This is a genomic window from Thermobacillus sp., assembly GCF_003390775.1.
Lineage (GTDB): Bacteria > Bacillota > Bacilli > Paenibacillales > Paenibacillaceae > Thermobacillus > Thermobacillus xylanilyticus.
Genome location: NZ_QEWA01000014.1, coordinates 1 through 20371 on the forward strand (window position 1 = coordinate 1; position 20371 = coordinate 20371).

Here is a 20371-nt window from a genome sequence, read left to right on the forward strand (position 1 = left end):
TTTTGTTCTGGCGCATGGTTGGTTGCTTGTGGTACCATGTTGCTAGGGACACTTCCTCTCGTTGGTTATTCGTGGTGGTTTAACCTTAGACAAGAGGCTTGCAGTGTCCTGTTTATTTTGCAAAAAATTAGCAACTTTTTATGACGAAGAAACACTATCACGACACGGATCTTTCAACTTTTGATAAGGTTACTTTCCGATTTCATGTTCAAGATTTTCAAATCTATTCGGTTACTATTGCCGAAAATGTATTGATGAGAGAAATTCAGAATAAACAAGAAGACGAGAAAATTGTATGGGATGCATTAGAAAAATGCGGATTAGCAGATAAAATACGAACTTTACCGAATCAAATACACACTATACTTACTAATGAATTTGATACAGACGGAGTTCTCTTCTCTGGAGGTGAACTACAGAAGCTTGCTTTAGCTAGAGTACTAGCAAAAAACTATGATATCGTTATTTTGGATGAACCTTCAAGTGCAATGGATCCTGTGTCGGAAAGCGATATCCTCGGTCGAATAATTACTTTACTGAAAGGTAAAACACTAATAGTTATTACTCATCGAATGTCTTTCCTAGAAAAGTTTGATCGAGTATATGTCATTCAGAATGGGACCATAACCTCAAACGAAAACCATCAAGATGCTGGTAATTTTTAGTTAAGTTCGATGACTAACGAGAGGTGTTTTTAAATGATGAGTGAAGAAAATAACCAAATGAATATCAATCTGTTTGAAAGAGCTATAGAAATATCCAGTCAGACTGATTATATCTCTGCTTCCATATTAGCAAGAAAACTTAATATACCATTTGAAGATGCAATACCTTTATTTGATAGGTTAAAATCAGAAGATTATATAAGTGAACAAGCTTGGAGTACTGGTAAAAAAATAGATCAAGTATTGGTAAATGCTCTTGAAAAAACATCTAATTCAAAGAGAAATGTAATTACAGTTAGAGTAACTGATAAAGTCCTCGAGATACTTGACGATCTCGTCTCATTTTCAATTTCTCAAAGCAGATCTGAGGCTGCCTATATGTTAATTGTTGAGGGTATAAAAGCTCAGGCTGGTGCGTTAGGAAAGCTAATTGATAAAAGGGATCAAATTAAGTCCCTAAAAAAAGACATTTTACTTTCAGCTCCTGAGTTAAAAAATTTTGGGCTATAATAAAATGAAATGTTGATGTAAGTCTTCTTTATTTTTAGTTTCCGTGGTTTTGGTGCCTTTGCATCTCTCTCAAGGATCTCTTTGAATTGATTTGACCGCAAGATATGCACATTAAAGCGTGTGAGGGGATATCCGCGTCTTCGTGAAACATGATCGGTACGCTACCTTATCAGCACTTTGGCAATCGCGTTTGGTTACTTCCGGACACTGGCACTTTCTCTTCGTCGCGTAATCCTCCTACTCCCCATCCAATGTATGTTGAAGTGACGGTTGTGTCTAATGGATAAGGGGACTTTAGTAGCTTCTGCGCCTCACACTGCCGATAGCCGCCGGCACAGCCGCACCAGGCGGAGCCGGATCAGCCGCCCGAAGCGTTCCGCGCCTCGATCGCTTCCTTGATCCGCTCCAGCAGCTTCGGCCCGATCCCCTTCACCCGCGCGAGGTCGTCGATGCTGCGGAACGGCCCGTTCCGCTCCCGGTCCTCGACGATCGCGCGGGCTTTGGCGGGGCCGATGCCCGGCAGCTCGTCCCATTCCGCTTCGGTCGCGCGGTTGATGTCGAAGCCGCCGGCTGCGGGCGCGGATCCCGACGCGGCATCGGGAGAGCCGCCGGAAGCACCCGCATCCCCGGAAAGCGGAACCCCGGCCGTGCCCTCCGCGCCGGATCCCGAGCCCGCGGGTTCCCCGTCCGAGGCCGGTTCGGCCCCATCCGATTCCGCATCCGAACCGCCGCCGTTCCGTCCGGCCGCCGATGGCGGCACCGCACCGGAGGAACCGGCATGGCCCGCATTCATTTTGTCATTTTCCCCGGCGGATGCGGCCAGCCGTTCGTTCACGGGCCGCCAGTCCGGCGGGAGCCGATCCGGCTTCTCGTCCCTGAACGCGCCCCACAGGAGCCCGGCGGCGAGCAGCAGCAATCCCGCGGAAGCCAGCATCCGGGGCTGCGTCAACGTCCGCATCATCCTGTCAACCTCCTCCATTTCGGCCGAATCATCAACGCAGACATGCGGGAAAATCACTCCATATCCGCCGACATGCGCGACATTCACACCATTCCGCAGACATGCTCGACAATAGCGCCATGCCGTAAAACACTCAAACCATGCTACGCCATCCCACAGACACGCGGGACATGCACGCCATCCCGCAGCCATGCGCGACATTCACTCCCTTCCAGTACCCTGCAGACAATGGCTTCAATCCGGAGACCTGCACGATACCCGTTCCTTCCTGAACGCCGTGCCGACATTCGCGCGCCTTCGTGTCATGTCGGACAATCGGGCGGGCATATGGTGATGAGAGCAGGCTTTTCAGCGGAAGACGACGGCGCCAGCCGTTTCGCCGAACACGGACGGGAGGGGTAAGCGTTGAATGTAGGGTTTATCGGAACGGGCAGCATGGGCGGCATGCTGGTGGAAGCGTTCATCCGTTCCGGCGCGCTGCCGCCGGAAGCCATCAAAGTGGCGAACCGGACGCACGCCAAGGCGGAGCGGCTCGCCGAACGTCATCCGGGCCTCACCGCCGTCCGCTCGAACGCGGAGGCCGCCGCCGGGCGCGACATCGTCTTCCTGTGCGTCAAGCCGCTGGACTTCAAAACGGTCATCGATGAAATAAGGGCCAGCGTGCAGCCGGAACAGTTGATCGTCTCGATCACCAGTCCAGTGCTTCTGGCCCATCTGGAAGAATGGCTTCCCTGCCGGGTCGCCAAAGTGATTCCGAGTATTACGAATATGGCGCTCAGCGGCGTGACGCTCTGCATCTACGGCAGCCGCATCGAGCCGGAACAAATGGCGATGCTGGAGGGGCTGCTGTCGCACATCAGCCAGCCGATCCGCATCGACGAGAAATATACGCGCGTCGTCTCCGACCTGTCGAGCTGCGGCCCGGCCTTCATGGCGTTCGTCCTGCGGCGCTTCGTCGACGCCGCGGTCGAGGAGACGGGCATCGGCCGGGAAGATGCCGAGCGGCTGGCCGCCGGCATGCTGCTCGGCACGGGGCGGCTGCTGACCGGCGAAGGACTCTCGGCCGATGAACTGATCCGCCGGGTGAGCGTGCCGGGCGGCATCACCGCCGCCGCGCTGAAACAGCTCGACACGGAGCTGGACGGCGTCTTCAACCGGCTTATCCGGACGACGCACGCCAAGTTCCGGGAAGATCTGGCGAAAGTCGACCAGTCTTTCGCCGTGAAGCATTGACCTGACGCATCACGCGGTCAGTTCGCGACGATGTTGACGAGTTTGCCCTTGACGACGATGATCTTGCGCACCGTCTTGCCGGCCGTAAGTTCCTGCACCCGGGAGCTTTCCTTCGCCAGCCGTTCGAGCTCGTCTTCCGGCGCGTCCGCCGCCACCTTGACGCGGTCGACGATCTTGCCGTTCACCTGAACGACGATCTCGATCTCCTGGTCGACGGTCCAGGCTTCATCATATTCCGGCCACGGCTCGTAGGTGATCGTGTCGGAATGGCCCATCCGCTCCCATAGTTCTTCCGCGATATGCGGCGCGATCGGCGAGAGCAGTTGCAGGAAGTCGTTCATCGCCTTGCGCGGCAGCTTCTCGGCCTTGTACGCGTCGTTCACGAAGATCATGAGCTGGCTGATCGCCGTGTTGAAGCGGAGGTTCTCGTAGTCCTCCGTCACTTTCTTGATCGTCCGGTGCCAGGTGCGCTTGAACGCGTCATCCGCGTCTCCGTCGGTGATTTTCGGATTGAGATTGCCGTCTTCGCCGATGTAGAGCCGCCATACGCGGGAGAGGAAGCGGTAGGTGCCCTCGACGCCGTTCGTGTTCCACGGCTTCGTCGCCTCGAGCGGTCCCATGAACATCTCGTACATGCGGAGCGTGTCGGCGCCGTACTCGTTCACGATGTCGTCCGGGTTGATGACGTTGCCGCGCGATTTGCTCATTTTTTCGTTGTTCGTGCCGAGGATCATGCCCTGGTTCACGAGCTTCCGGAACGGCTCCTTCGTCGAAACGACGCCAATGTCGTAGAGCACCTTGTGCCAGAACCGCGCGTAGAGCAGGTGGAGCACCGCATGCTCGGCGCCGCCGATGTACAGGTCGACAGGCATCCAGTACTTCTCCTTCTCCTTCGAAACCAGCTCCTTGTCGTTGCCCGGGTCGATGTAGCGCAGGTAATACCAGCAGCTGCCCGCCCATTGCGGCATCGTGTTCGTCTCGCGGCGCGCTCTTTTCCCCGTCTCGGGATCGACCGTATTGACCCAATCCGTCGCGTTGGCCAGCGGCGATTCCCCCGTACCCGACGGTTTGATCTCGTCGAGATCCGGCAGAAGCAGCGGCAGATCCTCTTCCGGTACCGGCTTCATCGTGCCGTCTTCGAGGTGGAGAATCGGGATCGGCTCGCCCCAGTAACGCTGGCGGCTGAACAGCCAGTCGCGCAGCCGGTACGTCGTCTTGGCGCGGCCCTTGCCCTCCCGTTCGAGCCACTCGATCATCTTCGCTTTCGCTTCTTCATTATGCAAGCCGTCGAGCAGCCCCGAGTTCACGTGCGGACCGTCGCCGGTGAACGCTTCCTTCGTCACGTCGCCGCCCCGGACCACTTCGATGATCGGCAGATCGTACTTCTTCGCGAATTCCCAGTCGCGCTGGTCGTGGGCCGGAACGGCCATGATCGCGCCCGTGCCGTAACCGCCCAGCACGTAATCGGCGATCCAGACCGGAAGCTTCGCGCCATTCACCGGGTTGATCGCATAGGCGCCGGTGAACACGCCCGTCTTCTCCTTCGCGAGATCGGTCCGTTCGAGGTCGCTCTTGCGCGCCGCCGCTTCGCGGTAGGCTTCGACGGCCTCACGCTGGGCGTCGGTCGTAATTTTTTCGACCAGTTCGTGCTCCGGAGCGAGCACGCAGTAGGTCGCGCCGAACAGCGTATCCGGGCGGGTCGTGAACACGACGATCGACGCGTCATGCCCGTCAATCTCGAACGTCACTTCGGCGCCCTGCGATTTGCCGATCCAGTTCCGCTGCATTTCCTTGATGCTCTCGGGCCAATCCAGTTCCTCGAGATCTTCAAGCAGCCGCTCGGCGTACTCGGTAATCTTCAGCATCCACTGGTGCATCGGCTTGCGGATGACCGGATGGCCGCCGCGTTCGCTGACGCCGTTGATGACTTCCTCGTTCGCCAGCACCGTGCCGAGCGCCGGACACCAGTTCACCGGCACTTCGGCGACATAGGCGAGGCCTTTCTTGTACAGTTGGAGGAAAATCCACTGCGTCCATTTGTAATATTCCGGGTCGGTCGTGCTGATCTCGCGGTCCCAGTCGTACGAGAAGCCGAGAGACTTGATCTGCCGGCGGAAATTGTTGATGTTCTGCTCCGTGAAGCCGCGCGGATGCTCGCCCGTGTTCAGCGCGTGCTGCTCGGCCGGGAGACCGAACGCGTCCCAGCCCATCGGGTGGAGGACGTTGTAGCCGCGCATTCTCTTGTACCGGGCGACGATGTCGGTTGCCGTGTACCCTTCCGGATGGCCGACGTGCAGCCCCGATCCCGAAGGATACGGGAACATGTCGAGCGCGTAGAATTTCGGCTTGCTCGTGTCGTCATGCGTCTTGAACGTCTTGTTCTTCTCCCAGTACGCCTGCCATTTCGGCTCGATCGTCCGGGGATCGTAACCGTGCTGTCTCTCTTCCTTGCCCATCTCGCTAGCGTCTCCTTCCGTTGTTGACCGCCTTGAACTTAAAAAAGCCTTCGTCCATAGCGCATCTGCCAGGGACGAGAGGCTTCTCCCGCGGTACCACCCTAGTTGACAGCCGGCGTGCTTCGCCGCTGTCCACTCGAGGCCCTTAACGCGGGCCGTACGGCATCGCTGTCGGCGCGGGATTGCGCCGGTTCACGAATGCGGCTCCGAGGCGAGTTCGCGCGCCCACTGGTCCGGCTTGCACCAGCCGCCGGCTCTCTTCTTCCGGTGCGAATCGCACTACTGCTCCTCTTCACAGCCATAATCTGGTCATGAAACGGTTATCCCGATTATAGGGCAGCCGACCGCGCGTGTCAAGTTTGGTCGACGTCCCGGCCGACCGCGGAGACCGGACGGGAAGCCGTTTGTCGGGCGCTTGGCAAGCCGGCGGTCCGTGTGTTATGATGGGAACATATGTTCGTATTTTGATCTGGAGGCGGACATGCGACCGAACGTGGAACCGATGGCTGCGAAAACGATCTTGAACCGGGTGCGCGTCCCCGCCATGCCGTTCGACTGGTCGATCAATCCGTACCGCGGCTGCCAGCACGGCTGCAGCTTCTGCTACGCCCGAAGCACGCACACGTTCCTGGGACAGCCGGCGGACGACACGTTCCAGCGCCATATTTACTGGAAAGCGGGAGCGCCGGACATTCTCCGGAGGCAGCTGGCCCGCCTGGCGCGGCAGGGCAGGCTGCCGGACCATGTGGCGATCGGCACGGCGACGGATCCTTATCAGCCGCTGGAAGCGAAGGCGATGCTCACGAGAGGGTGCATCGAGGCGCTGGCCGATTACGGCGTTCCGTTCAGCGTGACGACGCGCTCGCCGCTCGTGCTGCGCGACCTGGACATCCTGCGCCGGGCGAGGGTGCTGTCGGTCAACATCAGCCTGCATACGCTGAATGCGCAGGTCTGGCGGCGGTTTGAGCCGGCCAGCCCGGCGCCGCGGCGCAGGCTGGAGACGATCGGCCGGCTGGCCGACGCCGGCGTTCCGGTTACGGTGTTCGCGGCGCCGATGCTGCCGTACTTGACCGATTCCCGCGAAACCGCGGCGGAATTGGCCGAAGCATGCAAGAGCCGCGGAGCGGACCGGGCGATGATCGATTTCCTGCGGCTGCAGACGCCGGAAGTGAAGCAGTGGTTCTTCGGCGTGCTGCAACAGCACTATCCGAAGCTGGCGCCGGTTTACGGCAATTTGTATTACCGCAGGGCGGGCTTGCCGGAAAGCTACGTCCGCCCGGCGCGCGAACGGGTGGAGGCGGAGTTTCGCCGCCTCGGCCTGATCGGCCCGGGGGCCACGAAGCGGAAGCCGGCGGACGGCCGAACCGGATTGGCGGGCGGCGCCGGATATTCCGGCGGGATGGTGGCGGATGAATACGCGATGGACAGATCGGCAACGGACAGATTGGCGACGGGAGCGGATCTGTTGACGCCCGGGCCGGGCGCAGGCATGACCGGCAACGGCTGCGCTCCCGTGCAGTTGACGCTGTTTTGAGGATAAGTCGTGCGTATCGGATCGGGGCTGTTGTTTGGAGGCGCAGTGTGCATGTCACGATGCGGCGGCGAATCGGGACGCGGCAGACGAAAGGCGATGACGATCCCGGGATCGCCGGAGCCTTTCGGATATAGGATGTTTTACGGGGATGCGGCATGGATGGCGGGCTTTAGGCACCCGTGGTCGGCTTCCCGGATTGCGGAACGGGTTGAATAAGCAAAGTTCTTTCTCCTATTATGGCTTTTCAGGCCGGAAGCCGCGAAATAGAAGGAAAATTCACTTATTTTGTGAAAACCGCCGAAATCGGACGTTTTCCCAAATTTTTTCTGTTATTCTGTCGTTCCGATGACAGCAGCTATTCTGCCGTTCCCCAAGCTGCAGCGCCAACCGTCAGCTTCACACCGTTGCCGCGAAGAACAGCCGCTCGGCATTGTCGTCCGGCTGCTCCAGCCTGAAGTCGGCGTACATCTCGACATGCGAGAAGCCGGCCCGCATCAGCGCGCCGCGGATCCATTCCGGTTCATAGGCGCGTTGGACGTGCGTCTCCTCGAACCGGATATACCGGCCGTCCTCGCCGTCGCGCGCAAAGATGGTCAGATGATGCTCGATCTCCCGCCTGTCCGGCGTGTACTCGCTCGTCCAGATGTAGGCGATATCGCGCTCGTCGAACGTGAACGGCTGCTCTTCCGCATACCGCTCGAGCTGGCGCGGCGCATGAACGTCGAACAGGAACAGGCCGCCGTCCTTCAGCCCGCGCCGCGTCGCGCGGAACGCCGCCTCCACATCTTCCTCTTCGAGCAGGTAATTGATGCAGTCGCAGAAGGACAGCACCGTGTCCACCCGCTCCGGCAGCTCCCAGTCGCGCATGTCCTGCTGCAGCCAGCGGATCGAGCCGGCGCCCGAGAACCGCTGCGGCAGCGCGTCCCACTTGCTGCGCGCCACGGCCAGCATTTCGGCCGACAGATCGATGCCGAAGACGCGGAATCCCGATTTGGCAAGCGGGATCGCGATGTTGCCCGTGCCGCAGCCGAGATCGACGACCGTCTCCGGGATGCCGGTCCGTTCCCAGCATTGCCGGGCGAACCGGAGCCATTCCGGATAGGGCATATCTTCCATCAACCGGTCATAGACCGATGCGAATTGTCTGTAGGCCCGCATACAGGCTCCTTCCGAATCAGCCGTTCCGTCAAGAAACGCTCAGGAGCAGAAAGCGCAGGCGGCTTCCTCCGCCGGAATTGCGTCGACGATGACACCGCATCCGCATTTCCGCGGAGATCGCCCGACACCTCTTCCCCGCCTCAGTCCCGCTGCTTAAGGCTGATCCTGTTGATCGTTCAGGTAAGTCCAGCTTCCTTCCTGCCGCACGATGCCTTCCCGCATCAGCTTGCCGAGCGCCCGCTTGAACGCCGCCTTGCTGATGCCGAATTTGCGCTGGATGACATCGGGCGGCGTCTCGTCGGAATACGGCATCGCTCCCGTATTCCGGCTGCGCAAATATGCAAGAATGCGCCCGGCGTCCTCTTCGCGCCCGATCTCCTTGCGCGGCCGCATCGACAGGTTGATGCGGCCGTCGTCCCGGACGAACGTCACGCGCGCTTCGAACGCTTCGCCCAGCCTCAGCGGCCGCGTCTGTTCGCTGTTCGGGATCAGGCCGAGCACCCCGGCTCGCAAAGCTTCCCCGTCCACGAACACGAACGCGCCGACCTTGGCGTGCCGCGTCACCCAGCCGCGGACCGTCCGGTTGAACCAGGCGGCCGGCGCGGGAACGGCCAGTTGCTGCAGATCGGCTTCCTCCGCCAATTCGGCGATGATCCGCCCCGACTTGTCATGCGTCATCCGGACGAACAGCTCGTCGCCCGGACGCGGCCTGAGCTCCCGCTCCCGCGGCAGCTCCGCGTTCGGCAGCAGCAGCTGCCGGCCGAGCCCCATCTCGAGGAAGCAGCCGTAGCGCGGATGCACGTCGGCCGCCTTCAGCCTGGCGATGCCGCCGAGCTGGAGCAGCGGCTTGCGCGTCGTCGCGGTCAGCCGGTCAAGCGTGTCGTGGAATAGGAACACTTCCACGACATCGCCGGGATTCGGCCTTTCCCCGACAATCTCGCCGTATGGCAGCAGCACGGTGCGCTCGCCGTCCGAGAGGATGAATCCGTTCGGCGGCGCCTCGCGCACCGTCTCGAGGCGGACGGTCGTCCCGGCCGTGAGGCTCATGCGAATTCCACGACTTTCGCGTCCGACCAGAGCCGCTCGAGGTTGTAGTACTCGCGTTCGTCGCGATGGAAGACGTGGGCGATGACGTCGCCGAGATCGATGAGCACCCAGCGGGCGGCTTCCAGTCCTTCGATGCCGCGCACCGGAACGCCCCGCTCCTCCGCCCGCTTGCGGATCTCGCCGGCGATCGCCTGCACCTGCGTATCCGAGTTGCCGTGGCAGATGATGAAATAGTCGGCGACGAGCGAAATGCCTTTCAGCCCCAGCGCGACAATGCGGTGCGCTTTCTTCTCTTCCGCCGCGTCCACGACGAGCTGCATCAATTCATCGGCTTGCATCAATCGTTATCGGCCTCCTTGTCGAGAAGTCGGATCAAATCGTTGCGCGCCATCACGGTCAGCGGGTAAACCGGCCGGCCATTGGCGAGCAGGAAAGAAATCGTCGAATCGAAACCAAGGACGAGCGCGCGATCCAGACTGCGTCCGGCCTCTTCCCGGATCCGGTCCACGCCCGGAAAATCGCGTCCCGGCTCCATGTAATCGGCCAGACAGACCACCTTGTCCAGCAACGTCATGCCGACGCGTCCGGACGTGTGCCAGCGGATCGCGTCCAACACCTCCGGGTCCTCTATGCCGTAATCGCGCCTCGCGACATGAGCGCCGACGTGGGCGTGCCAGAGCTGCGGATCGTACTCGAGCAGATCGCCGGCTTCGCCGCTCTCGATCAACGCTCGTTTCTGGTCTTCAATCTTCCAGTACTTGGCGACATCGTGCAGGATGGCGGCGAGTTCGGCTTTCGCCGGATCCGCGCCGTACCGTTCCGCGAGGCGGACCGCCGTTTCCATGACCCCCGCGGTGTGCGCCCAGCGCCGCTCGGGCATCTGCGCCCGGACGCGCTCCATGATCGCGTTACGATCCATACAGACCCTTCCTTACGATAAAATCATGCACGCCGTCGGGGACAAGATACCGGACCGACCGGCCTTCCCGCCTCAAGGCCCGGATGGCGGACGAGGAAATGTCGAGCTGCGGCATCGGGATGATGCGCACCCGGCCGCGCAAGCTTTCCGGCAGACTGCCGATATCGACAGGATGCCCCGGCCGCGCGACGCCGATGAATGCGACGGACGCCGCCAGCTCGTCAATCCGGTGCCAGCGCGGCAAATCATTCACCCGGTCCCCTCCGATAATATACGCAAACGAGCAGCCGGGACAGCGCGCGCTCAGTTCATGCACCGTGTCGATCGAATAGGATATCCCCGGACGGCGGAGTTCAAGATCAAGCGCCTTGAAAGCCGGATGGCCGGCGATCGCAAGGCGCACCATTTCCAGCCGATCCTCGCCCGATGCGGACGGCGCGCCCGATTTGAGCGGCGGCGTCCGGCTCGGGATGAACCAGACTTCATCCAGGCCGCACTGCTCCCTGGCCGTCTCGGCGGCCAGCAAATGTCCGATATGAATCGGATCGAACGTGCCGCCCATCAGCCCAACGCGCTTCATCGCTACACAAGGCTCCTTCGGCCGGCTGCCCGTCAAGGTCGGGGCAGCTCGATCTTCTTGTGATCCTTCGACTCCCGGTACAGCACGATCGTCTTGCCGATCACCTGCACCAGTTCGACGCCCGCGCGCTCCGCAATCTCGGCGCCGATCTCCTTCGGATCGCCTTCCTGATTGTTCAGGACCGATACTTTGATGAGTTCCCGCGCTTCGAGCGCCTCCGATACATGGCGGATCAAGTGCTCGTTGATCCCGCCCTTGCCGACCTGGAAGATCGGGTTCAATGGATGGGCGAGCGCGCGGAGAAAACGTTTCTGTTTACCTGTCAGCACGAATGGATCTACCTGCTTTCCTGCAAATGGCATCGTGGGCGCGTTCCGCTATTGTCCGAGCGCCCGGATGACGGTCTCCCGCATGGCGGCGACGGGGGCGGCCTGTCCCGTCCAATATTCGAAGGCATAGGCGCCCTGATAGATGAACATCCCGAGTCCGCCGTGCGTGCGGCATCCCGCCCGCTCCGCCTCCTCGAGAAAACGCGTCCGCATCGGGTTGTAGACGATGTCGCTCGCGACGGCGCCCGGCTTCATCCAGGACGCGTCGATACCGAGCGGCAGCTCATCCATATTCGGCGACATGCCGGCGGACGTCGTGTTGATGACGATGTCGGCGTCCGCGCACGCCTCGCGCAGATCGTCCGGCCCGAGCGCCGCCTTCGGCACATCGGCCGGCAGTGTCTGCGCCAGCGCCTCCGCGCGCGCCGCGGTCCGGTTCACGACCGCGATGTGCGCCGGCTTCTCCAGCGCCAACGCATGGAGAATGCCCCGCGCCGCGCCGCCCGCGCCGAGCACGACGATGCGCCGGCCGGAAAGTTCCGCGCCCGCCTCTTCCTTCAGCGAGCGGACATAGCCGATGCCGTCGGTGTTGTATCCGATCAGCTTGTCTTCCCGGCGGACGACCGTATTGACCGCCCCCGCCGCTTCGGCCGTCGGATCGATCTCGTCGAGATGCGCCATGATCGCCGTCTTGTGCGGTATCGTCACGTTGAAGCCGCCCATGCCCATCGCCCGCGCGCCTTCGGCGAAGGCGGCCAGCCGTTCCGCCGTGACATGGAACGCGAGATAGACCGCGTTGACGCCGGTTTCCCGGAACGCGCGGCTGAGCATGACCGGCGATTTCGAATGGCGGATCGGGTCGCCGATGACGCCGTACAGCACCGTATGGCTGTCGATGGCCGGCCCCGCTTCCGCCGCTGTCGTCTGATTCATCGCTGACAACCTCTCCCTGGCCCGCGCGAAACCGGGCAGAATCAAATCATCGCTTCGCGCAGGATGACATGCACGCCTTTCGGCGCGTAGACTTCGACGAACGCGCCGGCCGGGCTGTTCGCGCGGATCCAGCCGAGTCCGGAAATGCTGATGTCGGTCCGGCTTCCGGGCGGAATGCGCAGCGAGTGCCGCGTCCACGGCGCAATGGCATCCAGTTCATCGGCATTCGGCGGAGCGAGCAGCTCGCCCTTGTGCTCCGCGTACACTTCGTCCGCCCGCTCGAGCTTCGTCCGATGGACATACAGCGAAGGCGAGACATAGAGCGTGAACGACTGCGGCTCGCCGCGCACGAAATCGAAACGGGCAAGCGCGCCGAAGAACAGCGTCTGCCGTTCGTTCAGCTGATAGACGAGCGGCTTCAGCGGTTTCTCGGGGAGCAGCCGCTGCAGCACGCCCCGCGGCACCGCTTCGGTCAGCCGGTGCGGGTAGACGATGCCCGGCGTGTCGATGATGAAGCGGCCGTCATCCAGTGGAATGCGGATCTGGTCCAGCGTCGTCCCCGGGTAACGGGATACGGTAAGCTCCCGGTCCAGATCGCTGTAATCCCGGATGAGCCGGTTGATCAGCGTCGACTTGCCGACATTCGTCGCGCCGACGACATAGATATCGCGGCTGTCGCGGAGCGACTGGATCGCCTCGATGACGCGGTCGAAGCCGGTCCGTTTGGCGGCGCTGCACAGGACGATCCCGGCCGGCTTCAGGCCGAGCTGTTTCGCCTGCCGCTGCACCCAGTTCCGAATCCGGTTCCAGTTCGTCGATTTCGGCAGAAGGTCAATCTTGTTGACGACGAGCAGCACCGGATTGTTGCCGACGAACCGCTGCAGACCGCTGATGACGCTGCCTTCGAAATCAAAAAGGTCGACGATGTGGACGACGAGGCTGTCCGTCCCGGCAATGCCGGAGAGCATGCGGAGGAAATCGTCCTGGTCGACCGCCACATGCGTCACATCATTGTAATGCCGGATGCGGAAACAGCGCCGGCAAATCGCATCCTCGCGCCCGAGCGCCTGCTCCGGCACGTATCCGGGCTTGTCCGGCGACTCGGTCTGCAGCCGGACGCCGCAGCCGGAACAGACCGGCGCACCCGTTGTCGCATCGCTTGCTGTCACTGCCGATCCTCCTTGGGCCATAATCCTTTGCGCGTCAGTCTGCGGTGCGCAGCCCGCTCGATAAGCCGATTGACGCGGGTAAAGACGCTTTCGTCCGCCGGCGCGATCGGCTTGACCAGAATGGCGCGCAGCCCCATCCGCTTCGCGCCGAACACATCGGTGAGCATCTGGTCGCCGATGACGACGGTCTGTTCGGGCGCCAGGCCGAGCAGGGCCAGCGCTTTCCGGAACGATGTGCGCACCGGTTTGCGGGCGCTGTAAATATAAGGTATGCCGTGCGGTTCCGCGAATCGGGACACCCGCGCCCGCCGGTTGTTCGAGACGATAATGACCCGAAAGCCAAAAGAGCGGACTTGCGCCAGCCATTCGGCCAGCTCCGGCGTCGCCGACGGTTCGCGGGCGCCGACCAGCGTGTTGTCGAGATCGCAAATGATGCCGGATATGCCCTCCGCCTGAAGTTTCTCCAGATCGATATCGTAGATCGTTCCCGCCACCTGATGCGGGAGCAGCCATTCCAGCATAGTCTATGCTCCTTGTATCGTGTTCCTGGTGCCGTACCCTCAGCTTATGCCAAAACTATATCATACACGGGAAAAAGTTTGCAAAAACAGCGCGGCGGCTCCGTCATCCGCCTGTCGGCGTGCGGCGGAACCGCCGTAATGCCTTACAATCGCTCTCGGATCAGCCTGACCTTCGCGGCAAACCGCTCCACATCCTCGTCCGCGACCGGCCTGCCTCCGTATTTCGCGCGTTCGAACAGGGCCAGCACTTCCTGAAAGTCGTCGGCCAGCGAACGGCGCCGCTCGCTCCAGCGTCCCACCGTCTCGCGCAAGGTTTCGTGGTCGCTCCGCTCCAGTCCGCGCCGGCGGCAGATGCGGATGAGCCGCTCCGTCTCGTGCACGATCTGCTCGTTCGCGCTCATGGCGCCGAACCGGATTCGCCGCCACAGGAGCACCAGCGATTCCCGCTTCCGCCAGAGCCAGAACAGCGCGCCCGCTGCCGCCAGCACGCCTGCCGCAATGCCGACCGCAGGCGGAATCCGCAATCCGCTCTCGCCGCCGGTTTCAACGACCGGCCCGACATCGGAAAGATCGGGCAGCACGGGCGCCGGCATCTCGCCGATCGGGTACGCATACGGATACGAGAAGCCGGGCGTCGGCTCGAACGGAATCCAGCCGAACCCTTCGAAATACACTTCGACCCAGGAATGGGCATCCGCGTTGCGGACCGTGTACGAACCGCCCATGTTCGGATCGAACGCATTTTCCGGTATGCTGATATAGAGCTCGGCCGGCAGGGCCCCCGGCGCGTAGCCTTTCACCCAGCGGACGGGAATGCCGGATGCGCGCGCGAGGACGGCCATCGCCGTCGAGAAGTAGTCGCAGTAGCCTTCCTGCACTTCGAAGAGGAAGGAATCGACGAAATCTTCGCTGCGCCGTTTCGAGATGTCCGGCGTATTCGTGTAAGGGTAATTCTCTTTCAGGTACGTCTCGATCCGCCGGATCTTGTCGTAATCGTTGTCCGCGCCGGCCGTCAGTTCTTCCGCCAGCCGCAGCACCCGTTCCGGGACGGCCGGCATCCGGGTGTACCTTGCGGCGATGCGCGGGTCCGGCGGACCGGCGCTGCGCAGCTGCTCTTCGTCGAGCACCACCTGCTCGGACTCGATGACATAGGTTTCCGGATACGGCGTGCTGTCCGACCGCGGCCAGCGCAGCTCGGCGGATTCGGGCAGCCAGGCCAGCGCGGCCGGTATCGATTCCGCTCCGTCGATCGCCCGGATCACCGCCGCCTGGTGGGCGCCGAACAGCACCGGGAACGGTTCGTCGCGGCGCATGGTGACCGTCGCGACGATGTTCATCGTCTCCGCTTCGGGCGACAGCTTCAGCGGTTCGCCGGCCAGACGCTTCGGCAGCGGCTCGCCGGTCTCGAGCCCCGACAGCGCGGCTTCCGTCTGCTCTTCCTCACTGTCGACCCAGCCTTGTCCCGTATATTCGGACTTCGTCTCGCCCCGCCAATAGCTGCGCCGGTTCGTGTTGACGGTCATCACTTCCGAGTAATCGAACTCGAAGCCGTCGCCGAGCTTATCATCCGACCGGCTGTAGCCGGAACGCGCATCGCGCTCCCTGATCGCCGACGGCAGGCTTCTCACCTTGTCCCCGACGAAGGACGGCACCGACTCGCCGCGGGATTCTATCCAGAGCGTATACGGATCTTTCAGCACCGGATTGACGCTCGGCGCGAGCAATCCGGCCGCCATGACCAGGCCGACGACGGCAATGACGGGCAGGACGAACGAAACCGGATATTCGGTCAGATGGCGCCAGGTGTCGGGATGGCTGCGCCGGAACCGCTCGAAATGCTCGGCGACCAGCCAGCACAGCGATATGAACACGCACCAGGCGACTTCGTCCCACAGGTAAATGGTCGTAAACGAATCGAGCACCGCCAGCGAGACGAGCACCGCCCCGCAGAACAGCGCCACCTGCGGCCGCGTCCGGCAGAACCGCCCCGCGAACAGGAACAGCCCGTAAGCAACGGCGGCAACGCCGATGTAGGGCGCGAGCGGCTCCGCGATCTCCGCGAACCAGTCGCCCCATGCGGCAGCATCCTTCCACTCCCCGGCCATCGGAATCCAGCGGAACCCGCTGAACACCATGATGCACGCCAGGAGGGCGGCCGCGTGCAGCGGCATCCGCCACCTGAGCTTCCCCGGCACGAGAAATTCGATCGCCGTGCCCGCGATGAGCGCGGCATGCACGATCGCGAACGTCTGCGGCCACCAGTAGCCTTCCAGCGAATCGAACCATTGCCAGAGCAGCACGGCGGCGAAGAGCACGCAGAGCTTGGCGTAGCCGTTCCGCGCCAGAAGGCGGATAAAGCCTTTCAACATCCGTTTCGCCATCACCGGCCGCCCCCTTCCAGGGCCGCCGGCAGTTCGGCGAGCGTTCGCACGTTATAGACCGGCCATCCGCGGGCGGTGAGCATCCGCTGCCAGCCGGACGTCCCCGCCCGGCTGTGCTCGCCGGGCAGATGGATCAGGCAGGGCGTGTTGCCGCTCCGGTCCAGCCATTCCATCGTCCGGACGACTTCTTCGCCGCTGTGCGGCGTCACCAGCACGACGAACGATCCGCGGGGGATGAGCAGCGGAGACTGGCGCAGCGAGCGGTACAGCCCCGCCGTGCCGTCGGCCTGCACGCCGACGAGATGGTTCAGAATGAGCTGGCGCTGCTCGGCGGTCGAGCGGGGCAAGAAGCCGTCGGCCGTTGCGCCGGAGGAGACGATGCCCATCGCCGTCTCGCGCCGGATGCCGTATTCGACGAGGGAAGCGGCGATCGAGACTGCCAGTTCGAAATGGTCGGCGTTCACGTAGGCCGTGCCGCAGCGGTCCAGCACGATGACGGTGCGCGGCACCGATTCGCGGTCGAACTCCTTCGACTTCCATTCCCCGGTCTTGGCCGTCGCATTCCAATGAATCCGCGACAGCCGATCGCCGTAGATGTATTCCCGGACGCCGTTGATCTGCGTCGTCTCTTTCGAGAAGCGGTTCGAGACCGCGTAGGCGTAAGGTCCTTTCAGGCCGCGCTCGACCCGGTTCCACTGGCGGATCGGCACCGTCTGCGGCAGCACGGTGAAGCGCTGGACGGAATCGATGCTGCCCCGGTGCTCGAACAGGCCGAAAATGTCCCGCGTGACGCATTCCGTCTTCCGGAACGTGTACCAGCCGCGCTGCAGCGGCGGGGTCGAGTAGTGTACGGAACCGGTCCTTCTGAAATCGGGAATGAAAGATACTTCGAACATCATCGGCTGACCGCCGGTGCGCTCAAGCGTATCCTGCACGAGGACGTAGGGCACGGGCCAGAAGCCCGGAATGCGGATGTCCAGCCCGACTTCCAGCTTCGAGCCGGCGCTCAGCACGGGGGTGTGCGGTCCGGCGTTTCCGCCCAGCCGGCGCTCGCCCTTGACACGTCCGATGCCGCTCAGCCTGCCGAGAGCAAGATACAGGAGCAGGACGTTCAAAATGACGAACAGCATGAGCGCCGTCTTGCCGCCCTGAAACAGCAGGTACAGCGTGCAGCACAGGTAAACCGCGCCGGTCAGCCGCCAGCGTAAGGAGATGGCTCTGGCGGTTGCCATCGTTATCGCTCCAATCGGACGGGGACCGTCGTACGCTCGACGACCTCGCGGACGACCTCCTCGGGCGTCAGGCCGTTCATGCGCGCCTCGGTATGAAGCAGCATCCGGTGCGCCAGGACGGGCACCGCGAGATGCTTGATGTCGTCCGGAATGACATAGTCGCGGCCATCCAGCAGGGCGCTTGCCCGGGCCGCCGTCATCAGCGAAATCGAAGCGCGCGGGCTGGCGCCGATCTGTACACCTGGATGCGTGCGCGTGCCGTGGATGATCCGCACCAGATAATCGCCGATCGCGTCGTCGGCGTGAACCGTGCGGACGCGCTCCTGCAGCCGCACGATGTCCTCGATCTCCGCAACCTGCTCGACGCGCATCCAAGCCTGGTCCGAGTGGCTGCCGAGCACCATGCGGCGTTCGGTCTCGTCGTCCGGGTAGCCGATCGAGAGCTTCATCATGAACCGGTCAAGCTGCGCTTCGGGAAGCAGATAGGTGCCTTCGAACTCGACCGGGTTCTGCGTCGCGAACAGGATGAACGGCACCGGCAGCGGGTGGGAAACGCCGTCAACCGTCACATGCCGCTCCTCCATCGCCTCGAGCAGCGCGGACTGCGTTTTCGTCGTTGCGCGGTTGATCTCGTCCGCGAGCAGGATGTTCGCCATGATCGGGCCGGGGCGAAAGACGAACGTTTCTTCCTTCGGATGATAGATGGATACGCCCGTTATATCGGTAGGCAAGAGATCCGGATTGCATTGGATGCGCCGGAACACCCCGCCGCATACGCGCGCCAATGCTTTCACAAGCTGTGTCTTGCCGGTGCCGGGAACATCTTCGAGCAATACGTGTCCGCCCGCAAGCAGCGCGATAAGCAGCCGTTCGATCGCTTCGGGCTTGCCGAGAATCGAGCGCCCGAGATTTTGTCTTATATGATCAATCAACTGGATGTCGTTGTCCGTCGTCCCCATCGCTTTCCCTCCCGGTCTCGTATATCCTCTATTTTACAAGAAGGGAAGTAGGGCTACAATTGTGGCGCATGGAAGAAAAAATTGGAGGATCACACAGTATGATCCTCCTGAATTTGACGAATCCATTTCGTATGGTTTGTGGAAATTTAATGATACTTAAATTTAAATTTAATTAAAATTTAATAATGGTTTAATTTTATTAAATAATATGTTAATATCAATTTGACGAGGTGAAAGGAGGATGGTCAATATGGCCGCTGAACCCGTTCCGCAGTGGATTTTGGCTTTGGACAACGAGGACCTGGAATTTATTAAAAATTTCGTTCTCCATTCGGGCTCCATGAAAGAAATCGCCAAACTTTATGACGTCTCGTATCCCACCGTAAGGCTGAGGCTTGACCGTCTCATCGAGAAAATCAAAATAAACGACTCGATGGAGAATGAGGAATTTATCAAGTTTATCAAGCGTCTGGCCATTGATGATCGAATCAGCATGGAAGATGCCAAATTGATTATTGAAAAATATAAAAGCGAAAGGGGCGGGAAGTAATGGACTTCGGTTTTGATCGCGTTTTGATCGCTGCCGGTGTTTTGGCTGTCCAATTTTTCTTCTCGACAAGGAACCGCGCCTATTGGGGGGCCGTGATTCCTGTTGCATACGCGGCATGCTTGACCTGGATGTTTGCGACAAACCAGATTGAAAGTGCGCTGCAATATGCGCTGATTCTTCTGATCGGCCTTCTGTTTCTGTTCGGGGAATGGCGAAGCGGCCGGATCTATTATCATAAGAAAAGAAAAAAAGAATTGGAAAAAATGAAAGCGACCGATCTGAAATTCGATTGAATGGCTCACGGACCATCCTCACGTTGCCGACCATCGCCGGTCGGGGACTTTCACCGCATGGATGACGCCCGTGCCGGGCATAATCGAGCAGGAGGGGGCGGCTAGCCCCCGACCTCTCACACCACCGTACATGCGGGTCCGCATACGGCGGTTCCGTAAGGTTAACAAAGTTCCAGGTAACGAGAAAGCAGACTTTTCAGCCCTTTCGCTTCCCAGTAGGAAGTCGGAAGGGCATTGTTTGTGTTACGGGACATTTCCCACGGACCACGGCGTGAGTTCGCCATCATTCGAGCCGCCCATTCGGGCACGCCGAGTGCACGGAGATTACGCAATCTGGTCTTGGGTCTCTTCCATTGTTTCCACAGACACATGCGTAGTCGCCTGCGCATCCATGCGTCGAGGCTGAATCGTCCTGGGAGCCAGACGGATTGTGGCCTGCTTGTTCGACAGGAAGCTGAAGCCGAGGAACTTTCGGTTCCACGGCCGGTCTGCCGCGCTTTTGTCCCGATTCACTTTCAGTTTCAGCCTTCCTTCCACAAATCGGATCACCGATTCCATGACCCGTTCTCCGGCCCGCTTGCTGGCCACGAAGATGTTGCAATCGTCCGCATAGCGGACGAAGCGCAATCCTCGTCTGGTCAGTTCTTTGTCCAGATCGTCCAGCAGAATGTTGGCAAGCAGCGGGCTGAGCGGACCGCCTTGCGGCGTGCCTTCCTCCGACCGTACGACCACGCCCCCGGTCATCACCCCGGCGTTCAGGTAAGCGCGAATCAGTTTGAGCACGCGCTTGTCCTCTATCCTCCGCGCCACTCTTGCCATCAGGATGTCGTGGTTCACACGGTCGAAGAACTTCTCCAGATCCATGTCCACGACCCAGCGGAGGCCGCTTTGGATATACTGCTGCGCTTGCCTTACCGCATCATGCGCGCGCTTCCCCGGCC

At 61.0% G+C, this 20371-nt stretch carries 20 protein-coding genes, 1 pseudogene and 1 other annotated feature; of the genes and pseudogenes, 6 read left to right on the top strand and 15 right to left on the bottom strand.

What is annotated here, in order from left to right; translation table 11 throughout:
* Positions 1 to 140: 140 nt before the first annotated feature.
* Together C6W55_RS00575 and C6W55_RS00580 are read left to right on the top strand one after the other, a co-directional pair.
* Positions 141 to 665 carry an ATP-binding cassette domain-containing protein gene (locus tag C6W55_RS00575; protein ID WP_286890811.1) on the top strand — a complete coding sequence of 175 codons (525 nt, stop codon included), beginning with the start codon at positions 141 to 143 and terminating at the stop codon, positions 663 to 665.
* Between the two features lie 33 nt (positions 666 to 698).
* On the top strand, positions 699 to 1175 hold the full coding sequence (locus tag C6W55_RS00580; RefSeq protein ID WP_286890812.1) for a hypothetical protein: 477 nt from the start codon (positions 699 to 701) through the stop codon (positions 1173 to 1175).
* Between the two features lie 358 nt (positions 1176 to 1533).
* On the opposite strand, the gene C6W55_RS00585 is transcribed toward C6W55_RS00580, so the two are convergent.
* Positions 1534 to 2136: a ComEA family DNA-binding protein gene (locus C6W55_RS00585; protein WP_286890814.1), complete on the bottom strand. Its 603-nt coding sequence runs from the start codon at positions 2134 to 2136 to the stop codon at positions 1534 to 1536.
* A gap of 405 nt (positions 2137 to 2541) precedes the next feature.
* Here C6W55_RS00585 and comER point away from each other — a divergent pair, with 405 nt between their 5' ends.
* Positions 2542 to 3369 carry a late competence protein ComER gene (gene comER / locus C6W55_RS00590; RefSeq protein ID WP_286890815.1) on the top strand — a complete coding sequence of 276 codons (828 nt, stop codon included), beginning with the start codon at positions 2542 to 2544 and terminating at the stop codon, positions 3367 to 3369.
* A gap of 17 nt (positions 3370 to 3386) precedes the next feature.
* Here the strand turns inward: comER and leuS are convergent, their stop codons facing one another.
* On the bottom strand, positions 3387 to 5825 hold the full coding sequence (leuS, locus tag C6W55_RS00595) for a leucine--tRNA ligase (protein WP_286890816.1): 2439 nt from the start codon (positions 5823 to 5825) through the stop codon (positions 3387 to 3389).
* A 67-nt stretch (positions 5826 to 5892) separates the two neighbouring features.
* Positions 5893 to 6130, bottom strand: a binding site (T-box leader).
* 176 nt (positions 6131 to 6306) lie between these two features.
* On the opposite strand from leuS, the gene C6W55_RS00600 reads away from it, so the two are divergent.
* Positions 6307 to 7359, top strand: coding sequence for an SPL family radical SAM protein (locus C6W55_RS00600; RefSeq protein ID WP_286890818.1), 1053 nt, complete (start codon positions 6307 to 6309; stop codon positions 7357 to 7359).
* A 396-nt stretch (positions 7360 to 7755) separates the two neighbouring features.
* Here the strand turns inward: C6W55_RS00600 and C6W55_RS00605 are convergent, their stop codons facing one another.
* The 12 genes from C6W55_RS00605 to C6W55_RS00660 all read right to left on the bottom strand — a co-directional run bounded on the left by C6W55_RS00605 (position 7756) and on the right by C6W55_RS00660 (position 18587).
* Entirely contained in the window at positions 7756 to 8517 is a 762-nt protein-coding gene (locus tag C6W55_RS00605; RefSeq protein WP_286890819.1) for a class I SAM-dependent DNA methyltransferase, read from the bottom strand.
* 153 nt (positions 8518 to 8670) lie between these two features.
* Positions 8671 to 9564: a CvfB family protein gene (locus C6W55_RS00610; protein WP_286890820.1), complete on the bottom strand. Its 894-nt coding sequence runs from the start codon at positions 9562 to 9564 to the stop codon at positions 8671 to 8673.
* Complete coding sequence (gene rsfS, locus C6W55_RS00615; RefSeq protein ID WP_286890849.1) at positions 9561 to 9902, bottom strand: ribosome silencing factor; 342 nt, start codon at positions 9900 to 9902, stop codon at positions 9561 to 9563. The genes C6W55_RS00610 and rsfS overlap by 4 nt, the downstream gene beginning before the upstream one ends.
* Positions 9902 to 10483, bottom strand: a complete 582-nt coding sequence (yqeK, locus tag C6W55_RS00620) for a bis(5'-nucleosyl)-tetraphosphatase (symmetrical) YqeK (RefSeq protein ID WP_286890822.1) — start codon at positions 10481 to 10483, stop codon at positions 9902 to 9904. The genes rsfS and yqeK overlap by 1 nt, the downstream gene beginning before the upstream one ends.
* A complete protein-coding gene (gene nadD / locus C6W55_RS00625) occupies positions 10473 to 11063 on the bottom strand; it encodes a nicotinate-nucleotide adenylyltransferase (protein WP_286890823.1) in 591 nt (196 codons plus the stop codon). Before nadD ends, yqeK begins: the two co-directional genes overlap by 11 nt.
* Before the next feature lie 32 nt (positions 11064 to 11095).
* Positions 11096 to 11392: a ribosome assembly RNA-binding protein YhbY gene (yhbY, locus tag C6W55_RS00630; protein ID WP_286890824.1), complete on the bottom strand. Its 297-nt coding sequence runs from the start codon at positions 11390 to 11392 to the stop codon at positions 11096 to 11098.
* A 48-nt stretch (positions 11393 to 11440) separates the two neighbouring features.
* Positions 11441 to 12325, bottom strand: coding sequence for a shikimate dehydrogenase (gene aroE, locus C6W55_RS00635; protein ID WP_286890826.1), 885 nt, complete (start codon positions 12323 to 12325; stop codon positions 11441 to 11443).
* Positions 12326 to 12366: 41 nt separating this feature from the next.
* On the bottom strand, positions 12367 to 13494 hold the full coding sequence (gene yqeH, locus C6W55_RS00640) for a ribosome biogenesis GTPase YqeH (RefSeq protein WP_286890829.1): 1128 nt from the start codon (positions 13492 to 13494) through the stop codon (positions 12367 to 12369).
* Entirely contained in the window at positions 13491 to 14015 is a 525-nt protein-coding gene (locus C6W55_RS00645; RefSeq protein WP_286890832.1) for a YqeG family HAD IIIA-type phosphatase, read from the bottom strand. Before C6W55_RS00645 ends, yqeH begins: the two co-directional genes overlap by 4 nt.
* 143 nt (positions 14016 to 14158) lie before the next feature.
* Positions 14159 to 16396 (bottom strand): transglutaminase TgpA family protein, encoded by a 2238-nt coding sequence (locus C6W55_RS00650; protein WP_286890834.1) that lies wholly within the window; start codon positions 16394 to 16396, stop codon positions 14159 to 14161.
* Complete coding sequence (locus C6W55_RS00655; RefSeq protein ID WP_286890837.1) at positions 16396 to 17628, bottom strand: DUF58 domain-containing protein; 1233 nt, start codon at positions 17626 to 17628, stop codon at positions 16396 to 16398. The genes C6W55_RS00650 and C6W55_RS00655 overlap by 1 nt, the downstream gene beginning before the upstream one ends.
* Positions 17629 to 17630: 2 nt before the next feature.
* Positions 17631 to 18587 carry an AAA family ATPase gene (locus tag C6W55_RS00660; protein ID WP_286890840.1) on the bottom strand — a complete coding sequence of 319 codons (957 nt, stop codon included), beginning with the start codon at positions 18585 to 18587 and terminating at the stop codon, positions 17631 to 17633.
* Between the two features lie 250 nt (positions 18588 to 18837).
* Between C6W55_RS00660 and C6W55_RS00665 the strand changes: the two genes are divergently transcribed.
* Together C6W55_RS00665 and C6W55_RS00670 are read left to right on the top strand one after the other, a co-directional pair.
* Positions 18838 to 19137 (top strand): DUF2089 family protein, encoded by a 300-nt coding sequence (locus tag C6W55_RS00665; RefSeq protein ID WP_213485145.1) that lies wholly within the window; start codon positions 18838 to 18840, stop codon positions 19135 to 19137.
* A complete protein-coding gene (locus C6W55_RS00670; protein ID WP_015255288.1) occupies positions 19137 to 19430 on the top strand; it encodes a hypothetical protein in 294 nt (97 codons plus the stop codon). Before C6W55_RS00665 ends, C6W55_RS00670 begins: the two co-directional genes overlap by 1 nt.
* A gap of 161 nt (positions 19431 to 19591) precedes the next feature.
* Here the strand turns inward: C6W55_RS00670 and C6W55_RS00675 are convergent.
* Positions 19592 to 20371 (bottom strand): annotated as a pseudogene (locus C6W55_RS00675) (reverse transcriptase domain-containing protein); the annotation flags it as partial.